The 24452-nt window shown below is 40.1% G+C and carries 24 protein-coding genes; 15 read left to right on the top strand and 9 right to left on the bottom strand.

The annotated features are described in order from the left end of the window. Positions 1–34: 34 nt before the first annotated feature. The 6 genes from msbA to tcdA are packed head-to-tail and all read left to right on the top strand — an operon-like array spanning position 35 to position 5177. On the top strand, positions 35–1780 hold the full coding sequence (gene msbA / locus J5X91_RS00315) for a lipid A export permease/ATP-binding protein MsbA (RefSeq protein WP_192531496.1): 1746 nt from the start codon (positions 35–37) through the stop codon (positions 1778–1780). After that, positions 1777–2757, top strand: coding sequence for a tetraacyldisaccharide 4'-kinase (gene lpxK / locus J5X91_RS00310; RefSeq protein ID WP_208833832.1), 981 nt, complete (start codon positions 1777–1779; stop codon positions 2755–2757). Before msbA ends, lpxK begins: the two co-directional genes overlap by 4 nt. After that, positions 2747–2944 carry a Trm112 family protein gene (locus tag J5X91_RS00305; RefSeq protein ID WP_011328337.1) on the top strand — a complete coding sequence of 66 codons (198 nt, stop codon included), beginning with the start codon at positions 2747–2749 and terminating at the stop codon, positions 2942–2944. Before lpxK ends, J5X91_RS00305 begins: the two co-directional genes overlap by 11 nt. Then, entirely contained in the window at positions 2932–3693 is a 762-nt protein-coding gene (gene kdsB, locus J5X91_RS00300) for a 3-deoxy-manno-octulosonate cytidylyltransferase (protein WP_011328336.1), read from the top strand. The genes J5X91_RS00305 and kdsB overlap by 13 nt, the downstream gene beginning before the upstream one ends. Beyond that, positions 3690–4370, top strand: coding sequence for a TIGR01621 family pseudouridine synthase (locus tag J5X91_RS00295; RefSeq protein WP_011328335.1), 681 nt, complete (start codon positions 3690–3692; stop codon positions 4368–4370). Before kdsB ends, J5X91_RS00295 begins: the two co-directional genes overlap by 4 nt. After that, positions 4371–5177, top strand: a complete 807-nt coding sequence (tcdA, locus tag J5X91_RS00290; protein WP_179807015.1) for a tRNA cyclic N6-threonylcarbamoyladenosine(37) synthase TcdA — start codon at positions 4371–4373, stop codon at positions 5175–5177. It abuts the gene before it with no gap. 34 nt (positions 5178–5211) lie between these two features. On the opposite strand, the gene J5X91_RS00285 is transcribed toward tcdA, so the two are convergent. The 3 genes from J5X91_RS00285 to J5X91_RS00275 form a co-directional block, all read right to left on the bottom strand. Continuing rightward, positions 5212–5628 (bottom strand): SufE family protein, encoded by a 417-nt coding sequence (locus tag J5X91_RS00285; RefSeq protein WP_011328333.1) that lies wholly within the window; start codon positions 5626–5628, stop codon positions 5212–5214. 14 nt (positions 5629–5642) lie between these two features. Next, positions 5643–6869 carry a SufS family cysteine desulfurase gene (locus J5X91_RS00280; RefSeq protein ID WP_208833831.1) on the bottom strand — a complete coding sequence of 409 codons (1227 nt, stop codon included), beginning with the start codon at positions 6867–6869 and terminating at the stop codon, positions 5643–5645. 125 nt (positions 6870–6994) lie between these two features. Beyond that, a complete protein-coding gene (locus tag J5X91_RS00275) occupies positions 6995–8281 on the bottom strand; it encodes a citrate synthase (RefSeq protein WP_208833830.1) in 1287 nt (428 codons plus the stop codon). Positions 8282–8687: 406 nt separating this feature from the next. On the opposite strand from J5X91_RS00275, the gene sdhC reads away from it, so the two are divergent. The 8 genes from sdhC (at position 8688) to sucD (ending at position 18569) form a co-directional block, all read left to right on the top strand. Then, positions 8688–9065 (top strand): succinate dehydrogenase, cytochrome b556 subunit, encoded by a 378-nt coding sequence (gene sdhC, locus J5X91_RS00270; protein WP_011328329.1) that lies wholly within the window; start codon positions 8688–8690, stop codon positions 9063–9065. Continuing rightward, a complete protein-coding gene (gene sdhD, locus J5X91_RS00265) occupies positions 9056–9403 on the top strand; it encodes a succinate dehydrogenase, hydrophobic membrane anchor protein (protein WP_011328328.1) in 348 nt (115 codons plus the stop codon). The genes sdhC and sdhD overlap by 10 nt, the downstream gene beginning before the upstream one ends. Next, on the top strand, positions 9404–11176 hold the full coding sequence (gene sdhA / locus J5X91_RS00260; protein ID WP_011328327.1) for a succinate dehydrogenase flavoprotein subunit: 1773 nt from the start codon (positions 9404–9406) through the stop codon (positions 11174–11176). It begins immediately after the preceding gene. 10 nt (positions 11177–11186) lie between these two features. Continuing rightward, on the top strand, positions 11187–11903 hold the full coding sequence (locus J5X91_RS00255) for a succinate dehydrogenase iron-sulfur subunit (RefSeq protein ID WP_011328326.1): 717 nt from the start codon (positions 11187–11189) through the stop codon (positions 11901–11903). 88 nt (positions 11904–11991) lie between these two features. Further along, a complete protein-coding gene (sucA, locus tag J5X91_RS00250) occupies positions 11992–14811 on the top strand; it encodes a 2-oxoglutarate dehydrogenase E1 component (protein WP_011328325.1) in 2820 nt (939 codons plus the stop codon). Between the two features lie 3 nt (positions 14812–14814). Beyond that, on the top strand, positions 14815–16353 hold the full coding sequence (odhB, locus tag J5X91_RS00245; RefSeq protein ID WP_011328324.1) for a 2-oxoglutarate dehydrogenase complex dihydrolipoyllysine-residue succinyltransferase: 1539 nt from the start codon (positions 14815–14817) through the stop codon (positions 16351–16353). Positions 16354–16530: 177 nt separating this feature from the next. Further along, entirely contained in the window at positions 16531–17697 is a 1167-nt protein-coding gene (sucC, locus tag J5X91_RS00240; protein WP_011328323.1) for an ADP-forming succinate--CoA ligase subunit beta, read from the top strand. Continuing rightward, positions 17697–18569 (top strand): succinate--CoA ligase subunit alpha, encoded by an 873-nt coding sequence (gene sucD / locus J5X91_RS00235; protein ID WP_011328322.1) that lies wholly within the window; start codon positions 17697–17699, stop codon positions 18567–18569. The genes sucC and sucD overlap by 1 nt, the downstream gene beginning before the upstream one ends. Before the next feature lie 74 nt (positions 18570–18643). Here the strand turns inward: sucD and J5X91_RS00230 are convergent, their stop codons facing one another. After that, positions 18644–19714: a DUF3083 family protein gene (locus tag J5X91_RS00230; RefSeq protein WP_011328321.1), complete on the bottom strand. Its 1071-nt coding sequence runs from the start codon at positions 19712–19714 to the stop codon at positions 18644–18646. Between the two features lie 216 nt (positions 19715–19930). Here J5X91_RS00230 and glnS point away from each other — a divergent pair, with 216 nt between their 5' ends. Beyond that, complete coding sequence (glnS, locus tag J5X91_RS00225; RefSeq protein ID WP_086994249.1) at positions 19931–21589, top strand: glutamine--tRNA ligase; 1659 nt, start codon at positions 19931–19933, stop codon at positions 21587–21589. A gap of 113 nt (positions 21590–21702) precedes the next feature. Here the strand turns inward: glnS and fur are convergent, their stop codons facing one another. From fur to J5X91_RS00200, 5 genes are all read right to left on the bottom strand, one after another. Further along, positions 21703–22146: a ferric iron uptake transcriptional regulator gene (gene fur / locus J5X91_RS00220; protein WP_011328319.1), complete on the bottom strand. Its 444-nt coding sequence runs from the start codon at positions 22144–22146 to the stop codon at positions 21703–21705. Between the two features lie 196 nt (positions 22147–22342). Then, positions 22343–22870 (bottom strand): flavodoxin FldA, encoded by a 528-nt coding sequence (fldA, locus tag J5X91_RS00215; RefSeq protein WP_011328317.1) that lies wholly within the window; start codon positions 22868–22870, stop codon positions 22343–22345. Between the two features lie 12 nt (positions 22871–22882). Then, a complete protein-coding gene (gene ybfE, locus J5X91_RS00210) occupies positions 22883–23161 on the bottom strand; it encodes a LexA regulated protein (protein WP_011328316.1) in 279 nt (92 codons plus the stop codon). Between the two features lie 2 nt (positions 23162–23163). Then, complete coding sequence (locus tag J5X91_RS00205; protein ID WP_011328315.1) at positions 23164–23385, bottom strand: DUF2788 domain-containing protein; 222 nt, start codon at positions 23383–23385, stop codon at positions 23164–23166. A 95-nt stretch (positions 23386–23480) separates the two neighbouring features. Beyond that, positions 23481–24248, bottom strand: a complete 768-nt coding sequence (locus J5X91_RS00200; protein WP_208833829.1) for an alpha/beta fold hydrolase — start codon at positions 24246–24248, stop codon at positions 23481–23483. Between the last annotated feature and the right edge of the window lie 204 nt (positions 24249–24452).

The raw sequence follows: 24452 nt of genomic DNA, 5'->3' as shown, positions 1-24452 counted from the left end.
ACAATAGGGGCTGTAACTGTATAAAGAGAGTGTTATGGATCAAAGTACTACACAAATTTATAAACGTCTTATTTCTTACGTTGGTGCGTACAGAGCAGTCGCCATCGTCGCTATTATTGGCATGATAGGGTATTCAGGTATGGATGCTTTATTTATTCAGCTTATGAAGCCGTTTATTGACGAAGGTCTTAATGAGCGCAATGCTGATGTATTAAAATATGCACCATTTGTAGTTATTGCTTTGGTAATAGGGCGTGGTGTATTTAACTTTATGTCGTCTTATTGTTTGAGTTATGTAGGCTCACAAGTTGTACGCTCGCTGCGCCAAGAGTTGTTTGAACATATTCTACATTTACCGGTATCGTTTCATGATAAAAATTCCACCGGCGATCTTATTTCCAAAATAACCTTTGATACCGAACAAGTACAACAAGCTATTACCAAGGCATTATTAATTGTAGTGCGTGAAGGCGCTTTTGTGGTGTTTTTACTCGCAGTTATGTTTTATACCAGTTGGCAATTATCGCTGATATTTTTAGTTATTATTCCTTTAGTTGCTGTCATAGTCACTGTTGTGTCAAAGCGCTTTAGACACATTTCTAAAAGTATTCAATCAGCTATGGGGCAAGTTACTCGTAGCTCAGAGCAAATGCTAAGCGGTCATAAAGTGATCCATGGTTTTGGTGGCCAAAATCAAGAAATAGATCAGTTTTCAAAAGTAAATAATCATAATCGTCAGCAACGAATTAAAATGGACGCAACTAAAGCCTTGAGTGTATCAATCATTCAAGTATTGGCTGCCAGCGCTATGGCGGTTATTTTATGGGTTGTGTCAATGCCTTCGATGATTGACACCATAAGCTCAGGCGACTTTGTAGTATTAATTTCATCAATGATGATGTTACTTCGCCCGCTTAAACAGCTAGCTAATGTAAACAGTGATATGCAGCGAGGAGTTTCAGCCGCGCAAAGTGTGTTTTTAATACTCGACGAGGAAGTAGAAAAAGACACAGGTACTGTAAGCGTAGATAAAGTAAAAGGCTTGATTGAAGTTAAAAATGTCACCTTTAAATACCCAACTAAAGATGAGCCGGTATTAAACAATTTATCGTTAACGATTAAAGCGGGTGAAAGCATTGCTTTAGTTGGGCGTTCGGGCTCAGGTAAATCTACTATTTCTAACCTATTGCCACGTTATTATGATTTAGAAGCGCCTAGTGAAATTTTACTCGATGGCATTGCACTGCATGATTATAAGCTAACCGATTTACGTCGTCAGTTTGCGCTAGTGTCGCAACAAGTGGTGTTATTTAACGACTCCATTGCCAATAATATTTGTTACGGTTTACAGCGTGAAATATCGGAGCAAGAACTGGAAAAAGTAGCCAAGCAAGCGCATGTATGGGAGTTTGTAAAAGACTTACCAGAGCAGCTAAATACTATGGTTGGCGAAAATGGGGTAATGCTCTCTGGTGGTCAACGCCAACGTATTGCTATTGCTCGTGCAATATTAAAAGATGCGCCTATTTTAATCCTTGATGAAGCAACATCTGCGCTCGATACTGAATCAGAAAAACTAATTCAGCAAGCACTCGAGGCATTAATGAAAGACAAAACCTCGATTGTAATTGCGCATCGCTTATCGACGATAGAAAATAGCGACCGAATTTATGTTATAGATAATGGCAGTGTTATTGAAAGTGGCGATCATTTAAGTTTACTGGCAAATAATGGCACTTATTCAGCATTATGCAAAATGCAATTTGGTGAGCAAGGGTGAGCAAAATTGAACAAAGCTGGTATCAGCCTGTCAGTTTAATTACTATATTATTACTGCCTTTAGCTGCACTGTTTTGGCTAATATCAACATTACGTAAATGGCTTTATACATGCGGTATACTAACGCAATTTAGTAGCAAAACACCTGTAATTGTAGTGGGTAATATTAGTGTTGGCGGCAATGGTAAAACGCCATTTGTACTGTGGCTACACGCTCATTTAACTCAGCAAGGTTTATCTGTAGGTATTATTAGCCGAGGCTACGGCGGGCATGCTAAGCAATATCCATTGCTTGTTGATCATAACAGTACTACGCTTGAGGCGGGCGATGAACCGATACTTTTATATCATCGTTTGCAGTGCCCCATAGCGGTTGGCCCAAACAGACAACAAAATATAGAATTACTTGAACAAATCTCTGCTATTGATGTAATTATATCTGACGATGGCATGCAACATTATAAAATGGCACGTAGTATTGAATGCTGTATTGTTGATAGTGCACGTCAATTTGGCAACGGTTTGTTAATGCCAGCAGGCCCGCTTCGCGAAACTAAAAAGCGTTTAAAGAGCGTTGATTTAGTGATAGAAAATGGCGGCAACAACCCACAACGTTATAATTTGCAGCCTGCAGCTTTAAAATCTGTGCTCAATAATAGTACGCTAACAGAGCCTATATTAACAGCCCACGCTGTGAGTGCTATTGGTAATCCGCTGCGTTTTGAGCAGTCATTACAAGCACAAGGCATTACCTTAGTATCAACCCATCATTATCGAGACCATTATGCATACACAGCTGATGATTTTACTCAGTTTGGTGATGAAAATGTGTTAATGACCGAAAAAGATGCTGTAAAGTGTAGTGCTTTTGCAAAACAAAATTGGTATTACTTACCAGTGGATGCTCAACCTACCGATAGCGTTATAAACAAATTAAATTCATTATTAAAAGATAAAGGGATCCTCAATGGCCTTTGATACAAAATTACTCGAAATTATCGCCTGCCCAGTATGTAAGGGTAAATTACGTTTTGATAAAGAAAACAGCGAACTAATAAGTACAGCCGCTAAGTTGGCGTATCCGGTTATCGATGACATTCCAGTATTGCTTGAAAATGAAGCGCGTGAATTGTCACTTGATGAGGTACAAAAGTGGAATTCGTAGTTGTTATTCCTGCGCGTTACGCTTCTAGCCGTTTACCAGGCAAACCACTAGCCGATATTTGTGGTAAGCCAATGATCCAGCATGTTTACGAAAAAGCCTGTTTATCGGGTGCGAGTAAAGTTGTTATTGCGACCGATCATCAAAAAGTATTTGATGCTGTGAGTACCTTTACAAGTGATGTATTAATGACGCGTGAAGATCATCAGTCAGGCACGGAACGTTTAGCAGAGGTTGTTGATTTACTTAAGCTTGATAACAACACTATTGTAGTTAATGTGCAAGGTGATGAGCCATTATTGGCACCAGAAAATGTATCTCAAGTTGCCACGTTATTAAATGAATCAACTGCACCTATGGCCACTTTAAGTGTAGCGATAGAAGAGCAAGAAGACGTTTTTAATCCTAATGCAGTTAAAGTCGTTAGCGATATTAATAAAAATGCATTGTATTTTTCGCGTGCCAGTATTCCGTTTGATCGTAGCGCCATGATGGGCGAGCAGAGCACGCTGGATTTAACGCCGTTTCAACGCCATGTGGGTATTTATGCCTACCGAGCTGGTTTTATTAAGCAATATATTGAGCTAAGTGTGTCGCCGCTAGAGCAGCTAGAATCACTAGAACAATTACGTGTGCTTTACCATGGCTACAATATTAAAATAGAGCAAGCGCATATTACTCCACAAGCGGGTGTCGATACGCCAGAAGATTTAGCTAAAGTAATTAGCTATTTGCAAAGTAAACACGCGTGAGCATTACGAATAAAGCCTATTTAAAAGTTGTGCATAGTCATAGCGACTTTTATATTTTAGCAAAACCTGCAGGGCTGAATTTTCATTCAGAAGACGCCGCAGGTTTTGTGGTATTAGCAGAGCAGCAATTAAATGAAAAACTCTTTGCAGTACACCGCCTCGATAAAGTGACCTCAGGCTTGCTTATTTTAGCGCGCAATAAACTCGCCGCCGCTAAATTTACGCAAATGTTTACTGAGCACACAATTAATAAGTTTTACTTGGCTATTAGCGACGCCAAGCCTAAAAAAAAGCAGGGTTGGATAAAAGGCGATATGGCAAAATCACGCCGTGGTACTTTTAAGTTACTTACAACAACAGCTAATCCTGCTATTAGTCGTTTTTATTCTGTAAGTTATAAACCCGGTTTTAGGGGGTATATTTTAAAACCTTACTCAGGTAAAACGCACCAATTAAGAGTAGCGCTAAAAAGTATAGGCGCACCTATATTAGGTGATACCTCTTATGCAGGTGCGCATAGCGCACGTACTTACTTGCATGCATTTGCGCTTGATTTCTTATGGAATGAGCAGCAAATACAATTTACTCTTTTACCCGATAATGGGGATGAGTTTACACAATTAATTAAACATCAAGATTTTCAAGCATGGAAAACACCATGGCAACTGGATTGGTAAATGACTGAAAAAGTAACAGACATACGTTTTGGCGGGATCAAACGTTTATACGGACAACGACAGTTTGACTGGTTACAGCAGGCACATTTTTGTGTTGTTGGCATTGGTGGTGTTGGTAGTTGGGCCGCAGAAGCATTGGCGCGCACTGGGGTTGGCAAATTAACCCTAATAGATTTAGATGATATTTGTGCCACTAATGTAAATAGACAAATACACGCACTTACCGGCACCATTGGCCAAGCTAAAGTGGAGGCGATGAAAGCGCGTTGTGAGTTAATTAACCCACAATGTGAAGTGCAGGTGATTGATGACTTTATTACTTTAGATAACATTCATGAGCATATTCAGGGCTTTGATTATGTTATTGATTGTATTGACGCAGTGAAAGAAAAAGCGGCATTAATTGCGCATTGTAAACGCAATAAACTAGCTGTAATTACTACCGGCGGCGCAGGTGGGCAAACTGATCCGGGGCAAATTACGTTTGGCGATGTGGCTAAAACTACCCAAGATCCACTCTTAGCTAAAGTGCGTTATATTTTACGCAAGCAATATAATTTTAGTAATAACCCTAAGCGTAAGTTTAATATTGATTGTGTATATTCAACAGAGCAGCTGGTATACCCAGGCAGTGATGGCAGTGTTTGCCATGCTAAGCAAAATGCCGATGGTAGTATGAATATGGATTGTAATAATGGCTTTGGCTCAGTGACTATGATCACTGGCAGCTTTGGCTTTTTTGTAGCTGCAAAAGCCGTTCGTAAATATTTAGATAAAAAACAGCGTTTACTTAGTTCCCAAGCATAACGCTGCTTATAATTTAACCGGATCTTGGGTTGATTTAACTTATTTTTTGTTTAGCCATGGTTTGAATCGTCTCTACCATGGCTTTAATACCATTCCCTCTAGATGGACTTAAGTGGCTAATTAACCCTAGTTTTTCAAACTCTTGATAGGCGTTTATCTCCAGTACTTGCTCTGGGGTAAGGCCATTGTATAGCGCTAATATTAAGGCAAGTAAGCCCTTTACAATACGGGTATCAGAATCACCTATCACCACGAGTGTATTTTCGGTTAAATCAAACTCCACAAATAGCCACACTTTACTTTCGCAGCCAGGGACTAATGCGCTGTCTATTTTCAAAACGTCAGCAAGTACTGGTAATGTTTTACCAAGTAACATTATTTCTCGGTATTTTTGCTGCCATGCAGGTGCATTTTTTATCCCTTGGGCTGCTTTATTAAAAGTATTTGTCATATTCTTATCCAACATTAGTCTAATAGAGCAATGCATTTTTGTAGTGCATCAATAAAATTATCTACATCTGTATGGTTATTATAGAAAGCTAAGCTTGCTCTAAGGGTGCCATTGACCCCTAAATGCGCCATTAAAGGCTGAGTGCAATGATGGCCACTGCGCAGTGCAACCCCATATCCGTCAAGTAAAGTTGCCAAATCGTATGGATGCTCATCTTTATAGTTAAAACATAAAGTGCCAATATTATGCTTAAGGTCACTAAATAGGGTGATGCCATCAATTTGCTGTAGTCTATTGGCTGCATAATTAAATAGCGTTTGTTCATATTCAATTAAAGCAGGGTGATTTAATGCATTTATATACTCAAGTGCTGCACCAAAGCCTAATACGCCGGCAATATTTGGCGTCCCCGATTCAAACTTTGCCGGTGCATCGCGATAAGTGCTGTGCGTTAAGGTTACGGTTTGGATCATTTCTCCCCCGGTTTGGTATGGGGTGAGGGCATTTAATTGCTCGTAGCGGCCATATAAGCCACCTAAACCGGTTGGCCCCAGCATTTTATGGGCAGAAAAAACGTAAAAATCACAATTAAGTGTGCTTAAATTAGCTTTTAAATGCATTGCTCCTTGTGCGCCATCAACCAGTACTAATGCGCCTACCGCTTTCGCACTGGCAATTAACGGCGCTAAATTAGTGATATTACCAAGCGCATTAGAGGCTTGGCTAATGGTCAATAACTTAGGTTTATGCTGCTTTATAAATTCACAGCATGAAGGTATATCAAAGGTGGCATCGTCGTTAAGCGGTAAAATAGCAAGCTTAGCACCAGTTTGCTGAGACAAAACCTGCCAAGGTACAATATTAGCATGATGCTCAATAGGCGTAATAATGATGGTATCGCTGGCTTTTATTTGATTTTTTAAGCCATTAGCGACTAAGTTTATAGCTTCAGTTGCCCCTTTAGTCCATACAATTTCATTACTATTAACACCAAAAAATTCTGCAGCTTTATCGCGTACTTGCTCATAACGATAAGTAGCCTGCTCACTGAGGGTATGGCGTCCACGATGTACGTTCGCGTTTTGCGCTGCATAAAACTGTGCCGTGGTATCAATAACGCATTGTGGCTTTTGTGTGGTTGCCCCAGAGTCTAAATAAGTTAAAGTTTGGCTATTAATCGTTTGATTTAGGATTGGGAAATCATTACGTATTTTAGTGATATCAAACGTGGAAACAGACATAAGCTCATTTAATTAGTCAATTTAGGGCGAGAATTGTAATCTGTTTAAGATAATTCTCAAGTGCTGAGTAACAAAAAAGGTCGCAATAGCGACCTTTTAAAATACTTAAGCAATATTACAGCGAATTAACGCTTGTCAGCTGCTTTGTAGTCACGTTGTGTGTAACCCGTGTAAAGCTGACGTGGGCGGCTGATCTTATGACCAGGTTGAGATAGCATCTCATCCCAGTGAGTGATCCAACCAACAGTACGTGCCATTGCAAAAATTACAGTGAACATGCTTGTTGGAATACCGATCGCTTTTAAGATAATACCTGAGTAAAAATCTACGTTAGGGTAGAGTTTCTTCTCAACAAAGTACGGGTCTTCAAGCGCAATTTGCTCAAGCTTCATTGCAATATCAAGCAATGGATCTTGAATATTTAGCTCAGCAAGTACTTCGTGACACGTTTGACGCATTACCGTTGCACGTGGATCAAAGTTTTTGTAAACACGGTGACCAAAGCCCATAAGACGGAACGGGTCTGACTTATCTTTTGCTTTAGCTACGTATTCGTCAATGCGATCAACAGAACCAATTTCTTCTAACATGTTTAAACATGCTTCGTTAGCGCCGCCGTGTGCAGGGCCCCAAAGAGATGCGATACCAGCAGCAATACAAGCATATGGGTTAGCACCAGATGAACCTGCAAGACGTACAGTAGACGTTGATGCGTTTTGTTCATGATCAGCATGAAGCATGAATATTTTATCCATAGCTTTAGCCGTTACAGGGTTAACTTTATACTCTTCAGCAGGTACAGAGAACATCATATGTAAGAAGTTTTCGGCGTAGCTTAAATCGTTACGTGGGTATACAAATGGTTGGCCAATGTTTGTTTTATAAGCCATAGCTGCAATAGTAGGTAACTTAGCTACTAATTTAATTGCACTTGTTTTGCGTTGGCTTGCGTCTGTAATATCAAGATCTTCATGATAAAAAGATGATAAAGCACCAACCACGCCACATAGCATTGCCATAGGGTGTGCATCAAAACGGAAACCTTGGAAGAAAGTTGCAATTTTTTCATCTAGCATAGTACTGCGAGTGATTTGTTGTGCAAATTCTTCATACTGCTCTTTTGAAGGTAACTCACCGTTTAATAGTAAGTAACATAGCTCTACATAGTTAGAGTCTTCAGCAAGCTGCTCAATTGGGTAACCACGATGAAGTAGAACACCTTTGCCGCCATCAATATAAGTAATTGTAGATTCACAAGAGCCAGTCGACATAAAACCTGGATCGTAAGTAAAGTGACCATGTGAACCTAATGTACGTACGTCAATTACATCCTGGCCAGCAGTACCTTGATAAATTGGAAGTTCGATTGGATCTAGACCATCAATATGGACTGTGGCTTTCTTATCCGCCATCTATGTATCTCCTATTAAGATAACTATTCTGATTTTATACTCTAAAATCTGTTTTAAGCACATCTTCTCATTTTAACGTGAAAGAGGGGTATAAAGTCAATTTTTATAAGCATTATGCGTATACGTATAATAAATATTCGGTATGGTTTGAATATTATACCATTGGCTAATTTGCAAATGGCTCTAACTAAACAAGAATTGTAAAAAGGCCTGCGGCTATATATACTGTCGAAGGTTTTTAACCGTATTGTATTTAGGTAAACATATTTTTACATTATAATTTTTGCATTATAGTGAACTTTATTTGTAAAGAGACGTTTATTTTGATAGTTCCATCAGAAATATTTGGTGGGTTTTAGAAAAACAAGTAGATGAGCCCCACTGTGGGCAAGATGGGCAAGTAACTGTGAAAAAGCAAAGACCTGTAAATCTAGATCTAACAACTATATCTATGCCGGCAACGGCTAAAGCGTCAATTTTCCACCGCGTCACCGGTGTTGCATTATTTTTTGCTTTAACGTTTGTCATTTGGGCTTGGTCAGAGTCTCTTTCTTCTGCTGAAGGTTTTGAATTCGTCAAGGGTCTGTTTAACGGATTCATTGCCAAATTTATTGCTTGGGGCACCGTGTCTGTATTGGGTTATCACCTTATTGGTGGTATTCGCCATATGATTATGGATATGGGACATTGGGAAGAACTTGAATCAGGTAACCTCAGCGCTAAAATTGCAATGGCTCTTGGCGTTGTGTTTGCCGTATTGGCAGGGGTGTGGATATGGTTTTAAATCAAGCAACTCTTAAACGTGATGGTGTACAAGATTTCGTATCTTTACGTACCACGGCATTAATAATAAGCGCGTATGCGATTTTTATTATCGGCTATTTTTTAGCAACGCCAGAAGTCACTTTCGAAGCCTGGACAGGCCTCTTCTCTAACCTAGCAATGAAAGGGTTTACTTTAATTGCCCTGGTTTGCATTATGGTTCATACCCGCATTGGCCTTTGGCAAGTTCTAACAGACTATGTTAAGTGCGCTAAGCTTCGTGCTGTTTTAGGCTTTGTACTAAACCTAATGGCCTTTGCTTACGTAGCTATTGGTCTAATCGTATTATGGGGTGTATAAGTGAAATATTCTGTTCGTGAATTTGACGCCGTAGTAATCGGTGCCGGTGGTGCAGGTATGCGCGCTGCTTTAGCTATTACTGAGTCTGGCAAAACGTGTGCTTTAATCTCTAAAGTATTTCCAACTCGCTCACACACTGTATCAGCACAGGGTGGTATTACAGTAGCGCTTGGTAACTCGCACGAAGATAACTGGGAATGGCACATGTACGATACCGTTAAGGGCTCCGATTTTATCGGTGACCAAGACGCTATTGAATATATGTGTCAAACAGGCCCAGAAGCTATTACTGAATTAGAAAACATGGGTCTCCCATTTTCTCGCTTTGAAAATGGCCGTGTTTACCAACGTCCTTTCGGTGGTCAATCGAAAAACTTTGGTGGTGAACAAGCTGCACGTACTGCGGCAGCTGCCGATCGTACTGGTCACGCACTATTACACCTTCTTTATCAACAAAATGTTAAAAACAAAACAAATGTATTCTCAGAATGGTATGCACTTGATTTAGTTAAAAACGATAATGGTGATGTAGTAGGTTGTACTGCAATTGAAATTGAAACAGGTGAAATCACTTATTTCAAATCTAAAGCAGTAGTATTAGCAACAGGTGGTGCGGGTCGTATTTTTGCATCAACTACTAATGCGCACATCAACACCGGCGATGGCGTTGGTATGGCAACACGTGCTGGTATTTCTATGCAAGATATGGAAATGTGGCAGTTCCACCCAACGGGTATTGCTGGCGCGGGTACGCTAGTAACTGAAGGTTGTCGTGGCGAAGGTGGTTATCTTTTAAATAAAGATGGCGAGCGCTTCATGGAACGTTATGCACCAAACGCAAAAGACTTAGCATCTCGCGATGTGGTTGCACGTTCAATGATGACTGAGATCCGTGAAGGTCGTGGTTGTGATGGTCCTTGGGGTCCTCACCTTAAGCTAAAACTAGATCACTTAGGTGCAGAAACACTAAATCTGCGTCTTCCTGGTGTATGTGACCTTGCTAAAACATTTGCTCACGTTGACCCTGCAAAAGAACCAATTCCAGTAATTCCTACATGTCATTACATGATGGGTGGCGTGCCAACCAACGTAAATGGTCAAGCGCTACAAATCGACGCAAACGGCAAAGAAACAATCGTTGAAGGTTTGTTTGCGGTAGGTGAGATTGCCTGTGTATCAGTACACGGTGCTAACCGCTTAGGTGGTAACTCATTACTTGATTTAGTGGTATTTGGTCGTGCGGCCGGTAACTTCTTAGGTAAATACCTAAATGATGTTGAAATTTCTAAAGCGGCATCAGAGTCTGATTTAGAAACATCACTTGCACGTTACAATCGTTGGGAAAATTCAACGGCTGGCCAAGGTGAAGATCCAGTTCAAATCAAAAAAGACTTACAGCAATGTATGCAACTTAACTTCTCGGTATTTCGTGAAGGTGACTCAATGGCTGCTGGTCTGCAAGAACTTAAAGAAATTCGTGAACGTCTGCAACATGCACGTCTTGATGATAAATCATCAGACTTCAACACGCAGCGTATTGAATGTCTTGAACTAGATAACTTAATGGAAACAGCTTACTCAACTGCAGTAGCTGCAAACTTCCGTACCGAAAGCCGTGGTGCACACTCTCGCTTTGACTTCCCAGATCGTGATGACGAAAACTGGTTATGTCACTCAGTATTTAATCCGTTAACGGATGAAATGAGCAAGCGTGACGTAAACTACGCGCCTAAGTCGCGTGAAGCTTTCCCACCTAAAGCACGTGTGTACTAGGAGATAGACGATGGCACAAGTACAATTTTCAGTTTATCGTTATAATCCCGATGTTGACAACGCACCTCGTATGCAAGAATACACCTTGCAAACAGAGGAAGGTCACGACATGATGGTTTTGGATGCACTTATTCTTTTAAAAGAACAAGATCCAACATTATCTTTCCGTCGTTCATGCCGTGAAGGCGTGTGTGGATCTGATGGTGTTAACATGAATGGTAAAAATGGTTTGGCATGTATCACTCCTTTATCTACGCTGCAAAAAGGTGGCAAAGGTAAAATAGTAGTGCGTCCATTACCAGGCTTACCTGTGGTTCGTGACCTTGTTATTGACATGAGTCAGTTCTACACTCAATACGAAAAAGTTAAACCGTATCTAATTAATGACACGCCAGCAGCTGGCGAGCGTCTTCAAACAATCGAAGAACGTGATAAGTTAGATGGGCTTTATGAGTGTATTTTATGTGCATGTTGTTCAACATCGTGTCCTTCGTTCTGGTGGAATCCAGACAAGTTCATTGGTCCAGCAGGCCTTCTTCATGCTTACCGTTTCTTGGCTGATAGCCGAGATACAGCAACAGAAGAGCGTTTAGCTGACTTAGACGATGCTTTCAGTGTGTTCCGTTGCCACAGTATAATGAACTGTGTTAGCGTTTGTCCTAAGGGTCTTAATCCGACCAAAGCAATTGGACAAATAAAATCTATGTTATTAAACCGAGCGGTTTAATTACTTAGTAAATGTAGGATGGCTAATACTAATTAGTCATCCTGTTATCATAACTATTAATTTCTGCGCTAAAGAAAAGGGCTTATAAATGCACGAAGGTGTGATGAAGGCATGGCTAGAATCTTCACATTTAAACGGCGGTAACGTTGCTTATATTGAAGAGCTTTATGAAGCGTATTTAGACGATGCGACTTCGGTGCCAGAAGAATGGCGAGAAGTGTTTGAACAATTACCTAAAGTTGATGGTGTGGATGTTGAAGTAAAACATTCAGAAGTTCGAGCACAGTTTGCGGCGCTTGCTAAAAACAAGCATAGAGAAGTAGTGGTAGCAGAGGGCAGTGGCGGTGACCTTAAACAGGTTAAAGTATTGCAACTTATTAATGCTTTCCGTTTTCGTGGACACCAAAATGCTAACTTAGATCCGTTAGGTATTTGGCAGCGAGAGCGCGTACGAGATTTAGAGCTAGATTACCACGACCTATCCAATGCTGACTTTGACCGCGAATTTAATGTAGGATCGTTTGCTGTAGGGCGCGATACTATGCCTCTAGGTGAGTTATACCAAGCACTAAAAACCACGTATTGTGGTTCTATTGGCGCCGAGTATATGCACATCACATCAACAGAAGAAAAACGTTGGTTACAACAGCGTTTAGAGTCTGTTCAGTCTAGGCCAAAATTCAATAAAGACGAAAAGCTACGTATCCTTAAAGGATTAACCGCAGCCGATGGTCTTGAAAAATATTTAGGGGCTAAGTTCCCAGGTGCTAAGCGCTTCTCACTTGAAGGTGGCGATGCGTTAGTACCTATGCTTAAAGAGCTGATTCACCGCGCTGGTGAAAGTGGCCAAAAAGAAGCTGTTATTGGTATGGCTCACCGCGGCCGTTTAAACGTACTTGTGAACGTACTTGGTAAAAATCCATCAGAGTTATTTGATGAGTTTGCCGGTAAACACAAAGACACGTTAAGCTCGGGTGATGTTAAATACCACATGGGTTACTCATCTGACTTTGCTACTAAAGGTGGCAATGTGCACATGGCACTTGCGTTTAACCCATCGCATCTTGAAATTGTAAATCCAGTGGTTATGGGCTCAGTACGTGCTCGTTTAGACCGCTTAGGTGACAGCTCAGGTATTAAAGCACTGCCAATTACTATTCATGGCGACTCAGCAATTGCTGGTCAAGGTGTTGTACAAGAAACATTTAACATGTCACAAACAAACGCCTTTAGCTGTGGCGGTAGTATTCGTATAGTAGTAAATAACCAAGTTGGTTTTACAACGTCTAAACAAGACGATGTACGTTCTACTCCATACTGTACTGACATTGCTAAAATGGTGCAGTCGCCAATATTTCATGTTAATTCTGACGATCCAGAAGCAGTGGCATTTGTTACTCAACTGGCACTTGATTTCAGAAACCAATTTAAGCGTGACGTTGTAATTGACCTTGTTTGTTACCGTCGCCATGGTCATAACGAAGCTGATGAGCCTAATGCTACTCAGCCTGTTATGTATCAAAAAATTAAAAAGCATCCAGTTCCACGTTTAATTTACGCTGATCAATTAATTGCCGAAGGCTCATTCACTGAAGATGAGGTTAAAGCACTTGTTGATGATTACCGTAATGGTTTAGACGAAGGTAATTGTGTGGTTGATGAAATACAGCCAGAAACATCACATTCATCAGATTGGGCAAAGTATGTTGGCCATGAATGGAGTGTTGATTACGATGCAAGTGTCTCGGTTGAAAAACTAAAAGAGCTTGGCAACATAGTGTCTAGCTACCCAGAGAGTCATAAAGCGCAATCGCGCGTGAAGAAAATTTACGACGATCGTAAGCTAATGGCATCTGGCGAAAAGCCGCTTGATTGGGGTATGGCAGAAACACTCGCTTATGCAACTATTGCAGCAGAAGGCACAGATATTCGTTTTACTGGACAAGATTCTGGTCGTGGTACTTTCTTCCATCGCCATGCGGTAGTACATAGTCAAGCCGATGGTGCGACTTACACTCCACTTGAGCATGTTGGTAAAGATCAAGGTACTTTCCAAGTATTCGATTCAGTTCTTTCTGAAGAAGCGGTTGTTGCTTTTGAATATGGTTACGCAACTGCAGAGCCAACGTCATTAATTATTTGGGAAGCACAGTTTGGTGACTTTGCAAACGGCGCACAAGTTGTATTTGATCAGTTTTTAAGCTCGGGTGAGCAAAAGTGGGGGCGTTTATGCGGCCTTACTATTTTATTACCACATGGTTACGAAGGCCAAGGTCCAGAGCACAGCTCTGCACGCTTAGAGCGCTTTTTACAACTTTGTGCTGATCACAATATGCAAGTATGTGTACCTTCAACGCCAGCGCAAGTATATGCAATGCTTCGTCGTCAATCAGTTAGACCATTGCGTCGTCCACTGATTGTTATGACGCCTAAGTCATTACTACGCCATCCGTTAGCAGTGTCTTCGCTAGAAGAACTCTCTGCAGGTGTTTTTCATAATGTGATTGACGAAATTGATGATATTAACCCTGAGAAAGTAGAACGCGTTATTTTTTGTAGTGGTAAAGTTTACTATGAACTATTACAAGAGCGCCGCAAGCTTGAACAAGATAATATTGCAATCGTACGTGTAGAGCAGCTTTACCCGTTCCCACACGACGAAATGAAAACTATTATAGAGCGTTACCAGCACGTAACTGATTTTGTATGGTGTCAAGAAGAGCCGCAAAACCAAGGTGCATGGTATTGCTCGCAACATCACTTCAAAGATGCTATTCCACAAAACGCTAAACTAACGTATGCGGGTCGTAAGGCTTCAGCATCACCAGCATGTGGTTATATGTCAGTACATACTAAAGAACAACAAGCGCTCGTTGCCGACGCGCTTACTATCGAAAATAAAGGATAAGCAATGAGCACAGAAATTAAAGTTCCTGTTCTTCCTGAGTCGGTTGCAGATGCTACCGTTGCTACATGGCATGTAAGTGTTGGCGACAAAGTAACTCGCGACCAAAACTTAGTAGACATTGAAACAGATAAAGTGGTTTTAGAAGTTGTTGCGCAACATGACGGTGTGATTACTGAAATTACACAAGAAGAAGGCGCTACGGTACTTGGCGATCAAGTTATCGGTTTACTTGGCGATGCTGATGCAGCACCAGCAAGTGAAGATGCACCAAAAGAAGACTCTTCAACTGAAGAATCTGCAGCAACTAAATCAGAAGACGCGCCAGCGGCGCAATCAGCACCAGCATCAGAAGGTAAAGAAGTGGATATTAAAGTTCCTGTACTTCCAGAATCAGTTGCAGACGCAACAATTGCTACATGGCATGTACAAGCAGGCGACGCAGTAACTCGCGATCAAAACTTAGTAGATATTGAAACTGATAAAGTGGTACTTGAGGTTGTTGCTCAAGAAGACGGTATCATGGGTGAAATAATCCACGGCGAAGGCGACACTGTATTAGGCGAGCAAGTAATTGGTTCGGTTAAAGCGGGCGGCGCTCCAGCAGCACCAGCTAAAAAAGCAGACGCAGCTGCACCAGCAGCAAGTGAGTCAAACGACAGCTCTGATGTGTTAACACCTTCAGTACGTCGTTTAATTGCTGAAAAAGGCCTAGACGCTGCAAAAATTAAAGGCACGGGTAAAAACGGTCGTGTAACTAAAGAAGACGTAGATACTTTCTTAAAAGCACCTGCACCAGCGGCAAAAGCAGCACCAGCGGCGGCACCTGCAGCAGCAATGGGCGATCGTACACAAAAACGTGTTCCTATGACGCGTTTACGTAAAACAATTGCTAAGCGCTTACTTGAAGCGAAAAACTCAACTGCAATGTTAACAACATTCAACGAAGTGAACATGGAACCTATCATGAGCCTTCGTAAGCAGTATCAAGAAGTGTTTGAAAAGCGCCACGGTATTCGTTTAGGTTTCATGTCTTTCTACGTGAAAGCGGTTACTGAAGCACTTAAGCGCTTCCCAGATGTAAATGCATCAATTGATGGTGACGATATTGTTTATCACAACTATTTCGACATCAGCATCGCTGTATCTACACCTCGTGGTCTAGTAACGCCAGTACTTAAAGATTGTGACAAGTTATCAGTTGCAGAAATCGAAAAAGGTATTCGTGAGCTAGCACTAAAAGGTCGTGATGGTAAGCTAACACTTGATGATATGACGGGTGGTAACTTCACTATTACAAATGGCGGTGTATTTGGTTCTTTACTATCTACTCCTATCATTAATTTACCGCAGTCTTCAATTTTGGGTATGCATAAAATCCAAGATCGTCCAATGGCTGTAAACGGTAAAGTAGAAATACTTCCTATGATGTATTTAGCACTTTCTTATGACCACCGCATCATTGATGGCAAAGAATCTGTTGGCTTCTTAGTAACAATTAAAGAGTTACTTGAAGATCCAACACGCTTATTACTGGATGTTTAATTTAGTTGTATGAAATGTAAGCTGTGAATGAACATTCACAGCTTTTTTTTTGCGCCTTTGGTCATACTGGGGTTTTCATGTTAAGCCTTGGGATCTATACTATGGTCGCAATTTGGGATAGTTGTTTATTTGAAAAAATATTCGGCTCTTTTAGTATAAAAATTTGGATAAAGCATCATGAATTTGCATGAGTATCAGGCAAAACAACTTTTTGCCGAATATGGTTTACCAGTTTCTACAGGTTACGCTTGCGATACACCTGAAGAAGCTGCAGCTGCTGCTGAAAAAATTGGCGGCGATATGTGGGTTGTTAAAACTCAGGTTCACGCAGGTGGACGTGGTAAAGCTGGCGGTGTAAAGCTAGTAAAAACTATCGACGAAGTTAAAGCGTTTGCAGCTAACTGGTTAGGTAAAAACCTAGTTACTTACCAAACAGACGAGAAAGGCCAGCCAGTTGCTAAAATTTTAGTAGAAAGCTGTACTGACATCGCCAACGAATTGTACCTAGGTGCAGTTGTTGACCGTGCATCTCGCAAAGTTGTTTTCATGGCGTCTACTGAAGGCGGCGTTGAAATTGAAACTGTTGCTGAAGAAACACCTGAGCTTATCCACAAAGCTGAGATCGACCCATTAGTAGGTCCTCAAGCTTATCAAGCACGTGAACTAGGTTTCAAATTGGGTCTTAACCCAGTACAAATGAAACAGTTTGTTAAGATCTTTATGGGTCTTGGTAAAATGTTCACTGATTTTGATTTCGCATTACTTGAAATCAACCCGCTTGTGATCACAGACGAAGGTAACCTTCACTGTCTTGACGGCAAAATCGGTATCGATGGTAATGCACTTTACCGTCAACCTAAAATCCGTGAATTCCACGATCCTTCACAAGAAGATTCACGTGAAGCACATGCAGCAAGCTTTGAGCTTAACTACGTAGCGCTAGATGGCAACGTTGGTTGTATGGTTAACGGTGCAGGCCTAGCAATGGGTACTATGGACATCGTAAATCTACACGGTGGCAAACCGGCTAACTTCCTAGATGTTGGCGGCGGCGCGACTAAAGAACGTGTTTCTGAAGCATTCAAAATCATTCTTTCTGATGATAATGTTAAAGCTGTTTTAGTTAACATCTTTGGCGGTATTGTACGTTGTGACATGATTGCTGAAGGCATCATTGGCGCAGTTAAAGAAGTAGGCGTAAACGTACCAGTAGTTGTACGTTTAGAAGGTACTAACGCTGAACTAGGCCGTGAAGTTCTTAAAAACTCTGGTCTAGACATCATCGCTGCTGAATCACTAACAGACGCTGCTGAAAAAGTAGTTGCTGCTGCGGAGGGCAAATAATGTCTGTATTAATCAATAAAGATACAAAAGTTATCTGTCAAGGTTTCACCGGTGGCCAAGGTACTTTCCACTCAGAGCAAGCGCTTGAGTACGGTACACAAATGGTTGGTGGCGTAAGCCCAGGTAAAGGCGGTCAAACGCACCTTGGTCTTCCTGTATTCAATACAGTGCGTGAAGCAGTACAAGAAACTGGCGCAACTGCGTCTGTTATCTATGTACCAGCACCTTTTTGTAAAGATGCAATCTTAGAAGCAATCGATGCAGGCATCGAGCTGATTGTTTGTATCACTGAAGGTATTCCTACACTTGATATGGTTGATGTTAAAATCAAACTAGATCAAACAGGTACACGTATGATCGGTCCTAACTGCCCAGGTGTTATTACTCCTGGTGAAACTAAGATTGGTATCATGCCTGGTCATATCCACAAACCTGGTAAAGTAGGTATTGTTTCTCGCTCTGGTACATTAACGTACGAAGCAGTTAAGCAAACTACTGATGCTGGTTTTGGTCAGTCTACATGTGTTGGTATTGGTGGCGACCCAATTCCAGGTACTAACTTTATCGACGTTTTAGAAATGTTCGAAAAAGATCCACAAACTGAAGCGATCGTAATGATCGGTGAAATTGGTGGTACTGCAGAAGAAGAAGCTGCAGAGTACATCAAAGCACACGTTACTAAACCTGTAGTATCTTACATTGCTGGTGTTACTGCACCAGAAGGTAAGCGTATGGGTCACGCTGGCGCAATCATTGCCGGTGGTAAAGGTACTGCTGATGAGAAATTTGCTGCACTAGAAGCTGCGGGCGTAAAAACTGTACGTTCACTTGCTGATATCGGTAAAGCACTTAAAGAGAAAACAGGCTGGTAATCGCTTTTTTACTCTAAAAAGGCTCGCTAATGCGAGCCTTTTTGTTATCTGCACTTTTACTTTTACTTTTACACTTAGTATAGGTAGCTTATATGCTGATAAAACCGCACTGATAAATCTTGGCGTTGTTTATTTATAGCTAACTCATCGCACAAAGTATGAATCGTTTTCTCTACTTGATTCATAAACCGCCCATAGCCCATTTCATTATTATTATGCTGCGCAGCTACCACTACAAAATGCAGTGTTTCTACTAATTTATCTTCATTAAATAGCGCTTTAATTTGCACTTGATCAGTCTCTATGTCAAAGCTTAACTTTTGTAATTCTTGATTACCGTCATTTTTATCAATGCTGCTATTACGAATAATTGGTATAGCGCCATTAGCAACCATAGCCCCGTGGGTTAACTTATTGGTATTACAAATTTGGGTAAATAAATCGGTAAAGTATGTATAAAATTGCTTAAAATCACGATTATTTATTTGTGTTTGAAATTGCGTTTTGATTGCTCGTGACACTGGAATAGCGAAGGTTGCATAGCTCATTTGGGCATGATCACTGGGAATATTACACTGCCTTGACTGGTAGCGAGGGTAGAGGCTACGCAGTTTATAACCGTAGGTTTGTTTATTGCCTTTATCTTTAGCAAATAAGTCATAGGTTAAATGTTGATGATCGCGCAGTTTAAACAGTGGTTGTTCTAAAAATAACTGCTGTTGTAAATTATTTAATACCTTTTGTACTTTGCTATGAAACAGTGCTGAATTTGCACGCAGATCGTCACCGGTTGCTAAAAATAACAGCCTGATTTTTTTACTGGCTATATTTTCAGTGTAGTACGCTTTATGTGCTTCGTGGTAGCGAGGGTTATAAAAAAACAACATTTGTTTATTCGTTTCAAGCTGATACGACTCATCGTTAAAGCGTACTACAGGTAGTTTGTCGTTCGCTAATAAATGCACATTGTGTAAGCCAAGCTCATCACAGCAAGAAAAAAGCTCACGTGCTATACGCTCATAACAACAGTTAATATTACTAAAGCTTTTATAAAAATCAGTGGTAGGGGTTATTTCAGCTAAAAGGTAGTGATTGGTACGGGCATTGGTTGGAATATAAACACGGTGTTGATTTTGTATAGCCATCATGGTTCCTTTAAGTCAGGTTATTTGCTTACTATAATGGCCTTTGATGACGTTATTATTGCGCTAAAACAAAGTTTATTCATTAACTGACTCGTTACTGAATTAAAGTTAACCAAGATCTAAAATAAACCTTAATCTATTGCTGTATGTTAGTGTATGTTTTTGTAATAATGCATTAGTTTTGTTATCACGCACTATTTTGAGGATCATACTCCTATGGCGGAAATCGAGAATCGCCCAAGTAATTTTATTAGAACCCGCATTGACCAAGATTTAGCAAGTGGAAAGCATGCGTCTACGCATACTCGTTTTCCACCCGAACCAAATGGTTTTTTACACATTGGCCATGCAAAATCAATTTGTTTAAATTTTGGCATCGCAAAAGACTATAACGGTTTATGTAACTTACGCTTTGACGATACAAACCCAGAAAAAGAAGATATTAACTACGTTAATTCTATTAAAGAAGACGTGCAGTGGTTAGGCTTTAATTGGGATGGCGAAATTAAATACTCGTCTAATTACTTCGATATATTATACGATTATGCAGTTGAGCTAATAAATAAAGGCTTAGCGTATGTGTGCTTTTTAACGGCAGATCAAGCCCGTGAATACCGTGGCACATTAAAAGAGCCGGGTAAAAACAGCCCATACCGCGATACAGCAAGTGATGAGAATCTCGCGTTATTTGAAAAAATGCGTAATGGCGAGTTTAAAGAAGGCGAGTGTGTACTGCGCGCTAAAATTGATATGGCAAGCTCATTTATGGTGCTTCGCGATCCTATTATTTATCGTGTACGCTTTGCTCATCATCATCAAACTGCAGATAAGTGGTGCATTTACCCAATGTACGACTTTACTCACTGTATTTCTGATGCGCTAGAAGGTATTACTCATTCATTGTGTACACTGGAGTTTCAAGATAACCGTCGTTTATATGACTGGGTACTTGATAACATCAGTTTAGAGTGTCATCCACAACAAATTGAGTTTTCACGCTTAAACCTAGAGTACACTATTATGTCTAAGCGTAAGCTCAGCGACTTAGTAGTGAATAATCATGTAGAAGGGTGGGATGATCCACGTATGCCTACGATTGCAGGCTTACGTCGTCGTGGTTATACCCCAGCCTCCATTCGTGAGTTCTGCTTACGTATTGGTGTAACTAAACAAGAAAACATGGTTGAAATGGGCATGCTTGAAGCCTGTATCCGTGAAGACCTTAACGAAAATGCACCACGTGCAATGGCGGTACTTGATCCCGTTAAAATCGTTATTGAAAACTATGATGCTGATAAAGTTGAAACCTTATCTGTGGCTAATCATCCAAATAAAGAAGAAATGGGTCGCCGTGATGTGCCATTCACACGTGAAATTTATATTGAACGTGAAGACTTTAAAGAAGAAGCTAATAACAAGTTCAAACGTTTAGTACTTGATAAAGAAGTACGCTTACGCGGCGCTTATGTAATTAAAGCACAGCGTGTTGAAAAAGACGAAAATGGTGAAATTACCACTATTTATTGTACTTTTGACCCAGAAACGCTAGGTAAAAACCCAAGTGATGGTCGTAAAGTTAAAGGGGTTATTCATTGGGTATCGGCAAGTGAAGCGATTACAGCAGAAGTACGTTTGTATGACCGTTTATTTAGCGTACCAAACCCAGCAGCAGCCGATGAGTTTGAAAGCACCTTAAACCCTGACTCATTAGTTATTTTAACGAATGCTAAGTTAGAGCCATCGTTGGCTAATTCAGCAGCCGAGCAAGGTTTTCAGTTTGAACGTACTGGCTATTTTTCGCGAGATTCAAAAGCGAAAAACATAGTATTTAATCAAACAGTGGGTCTGCGTGACTCATGGTCAAAAACCCAGTAAAGGTTAACGCCTCTGTACTCATTATTACCTAGGAAGTGTTAGTAATGAGTACTGGGAATTTTACTGACAAAAAAACCTGCATTAAGCAGGTTTTTTTTGTTTATAATACAAGCTTAACTTATATTATTAGCAAAATTTTTGCACGCTTCTTTGTCTTCGCATTCACCATACAAATATAAAGAATGATTGGTTAATTTAATACCATTTCTTTCAGCAACTTCAAGTTGGCGACGTTCAATAACATCATCTTCAAACTCAACCACTTTACCACATTTTAGACATACTAAGTGGTCATGGTGAGTGCTGGTTGCAAGTTCAAATACTGATTTACCACCTTCAAAGTGATGGCGAGTAACAATACCAGCGTCATCAAATTGATTAAGTACGCGATATACAGTTGCAAGACCGATTTCTTCACCCAAATCTAGAAGAATTTTATAAACATCCTCAGCACTAATATGCTGGTTATCAGGTGATTGTAAAATCTCTAAAATCTTAATTCGCGGTAAAGTAACCTTTAAACCGGCTTTTTTTAATTCCAAATTATGATCAGTCATTAAATCTGTCTCAATTTTGTTTGGTTATACTAGACACCTTGCAAGGATGTACACGAATAGATGTACACGACACATCAACCGGTAAGGGTAACGTGCCTAGCTACTAAGTGCAAAGGTCAAAGCTAATAAATACCGATAAAAGCGCATTTACTAATATATTGCTACTAATTTAAGCAAAAACCAAGAAAAAATAAAGTTAATCAGCAAGTTCGCTTAAACACATTTCTTCATAAACTTGGGCAGACCAGGCTTTAACACGCTGCTCAGTGAGTTCTGGTTGACGGTCTTCATCGATACCTAAACCAACAAAATGTTTGTCATCAGCAATACCTTTAGATGCTTCAAAATTATAACTTTCACTTGGCCAATGACCAACCACAATAGCACCACGTTCAGTAACTATATCGTTAATCATGCCCATTGCATCTAAAAAGTACTCTGCGTAGTCTTCTTGGTCACCACAACCAAAAATAGCAACCAGCTTACCTTCAAAGTCTACTTCTTCAAGCTCAGGAAAAAAATCATCCCAATCACATTGCGCTTCGCCATAATACCAAGTAGGAATACCAAATAAGATTAAATCAAATTCCGCAATCTCTTCTTTAGAGCTTTTTGCAATATCATGTACAGCTACGAGCTTTTTACCCAATTCTTTTTGGATCATTTTTGCTACGTGTTCTGTATTACCTGTGTCACTTCCGAAAAAAATGCCTACACTTGCCATGGATTAAACCTTTTATCTATCAATAGCCAATCTTTCTTGTAAAATTGTTTCAATCAACACACTGCGGCTAATATTTTGTGCATCTGCCATATCACTAAGTGCCTGATATAACTGTGAAGAAACTTTAAATTCAACACGCTTTAAACCACGTGCTTTATCTCTTTTTATTTGATTACGTTTATTAACCTTTAACTGCATATCCCGTGGAAGGGGATTGGTTTTAGGTCTGCCTGGGCGTTTTTCGTATTCAAATAAATCGAGCGTTGTTCTATCTGTTTCTGACTTGGCCATGCTTAACCTACACCTGCGCCTTGCCAAAATACTTGAATAAGTCCTTTAGCAATAAAGCCAGAACACCCTAAAAAGAGTACAGCCCAAACAATGTAACGACCAAACTTGGGTACATTGCCGCTTTTTAGTACGTCTTTAATTGCCATACCGATAAATATAAAAATACCGGCTAAGCCAAAATACAACCCTAAGGTATCAAATTCGTTAATTAACTGACTGACCATCAACGTGTAACCTTTAAATTAAACGGCGCATACTATAGCATATAAATATACGACTTTTTAGTACGCAAAATCAAAAACAGGCGATTAAAATGAGTTTAAATCGCACTTAAAAAGTCATTTATTGCTTTATTCACTGCTAATGGCTTTTGCGCATGCAACCAGTGGCCAGCACCGTGAATTATTTTGGCACTGGCATTACTAAAGCGCGCATTAATAGCCGCTCTATGCTCAGCTAATATATAGTCAGAATCATTACCTTTAATAAATAGAGTGTCGCACAAACAAGAATTGTTTTCATTAACATTGTCGGTAATTATCGAATAATTTTTATCAAGACTCAATAAATTAAACCGCCATGCAAAATTGCCTTCATCGTTTTTAGCTAAACTTTTTAATAAAAACTGACGCACACCCATCTCGTCTATAAAAGGCTGCATAATTGCATCGGCATGCTTTCTATCTGTAATAGATTCGTTTGCAACCGCTTTAAGCGCTTGAATAATTTTAGTGTGGCGAGCAGGGTAACTAACAGGTGCTATATCAAGCACAATTAATTTATTAACGTGCTCTGGATGGGTTAATGCCAATTCCATTGCTACTTTTCCGCCCATAGAGTGACCTATAATGTGCGCTTTATCTATGTTCAAATGCGTTAATAATTCAATAATATCTTGGGCCATTGCCGCATAAGTCATTGTATCGCTATGGGGCGATTTGCCATGGTTACGTAAATCGACATTGGTTACGGTATAAAATTCACTAAGGGGTTTTGCGATCACGTTTAAGTTCTCTAATGATCCAAAAAGCCCATGAATTAAAATAACATGTGGGCCTTGCCCTTGTTGCTTATAATTTAACTGCATATTAGCCTCAGTGTAAAATTCGCCATAGTGTGACGAGCATTTGCTTAAAAAGCAAAAAATACAGTCACAAAATATAATATTGGGCTGTAGCCTGTTTTATCAACAATATTTAGCTATTTAATCGTGCTAAATAGTAATTTAAATAGCGCACATAAGTAATTTAAAATATATGTTTACAGCGGGGTTTGTTGTAACTCGCATTTC

Origin of the sequence: Pseudoalteromonas sp. K222D, assembly GCF_017653575.1 — a bacterium.
Classification (GTDB): domain Bacteria; phylum Pseudomonadota; class Gammaproteobacteria; order Enterobacterales; family Alteromonadaceae; genus Pseudoalteromonas; species Pseudoalteromonas nigrifaciens.
Note: the sequence above shows the minus strand (reverse complement) of the source record. Positions and strands in the feature narration are given on the sequence as shown.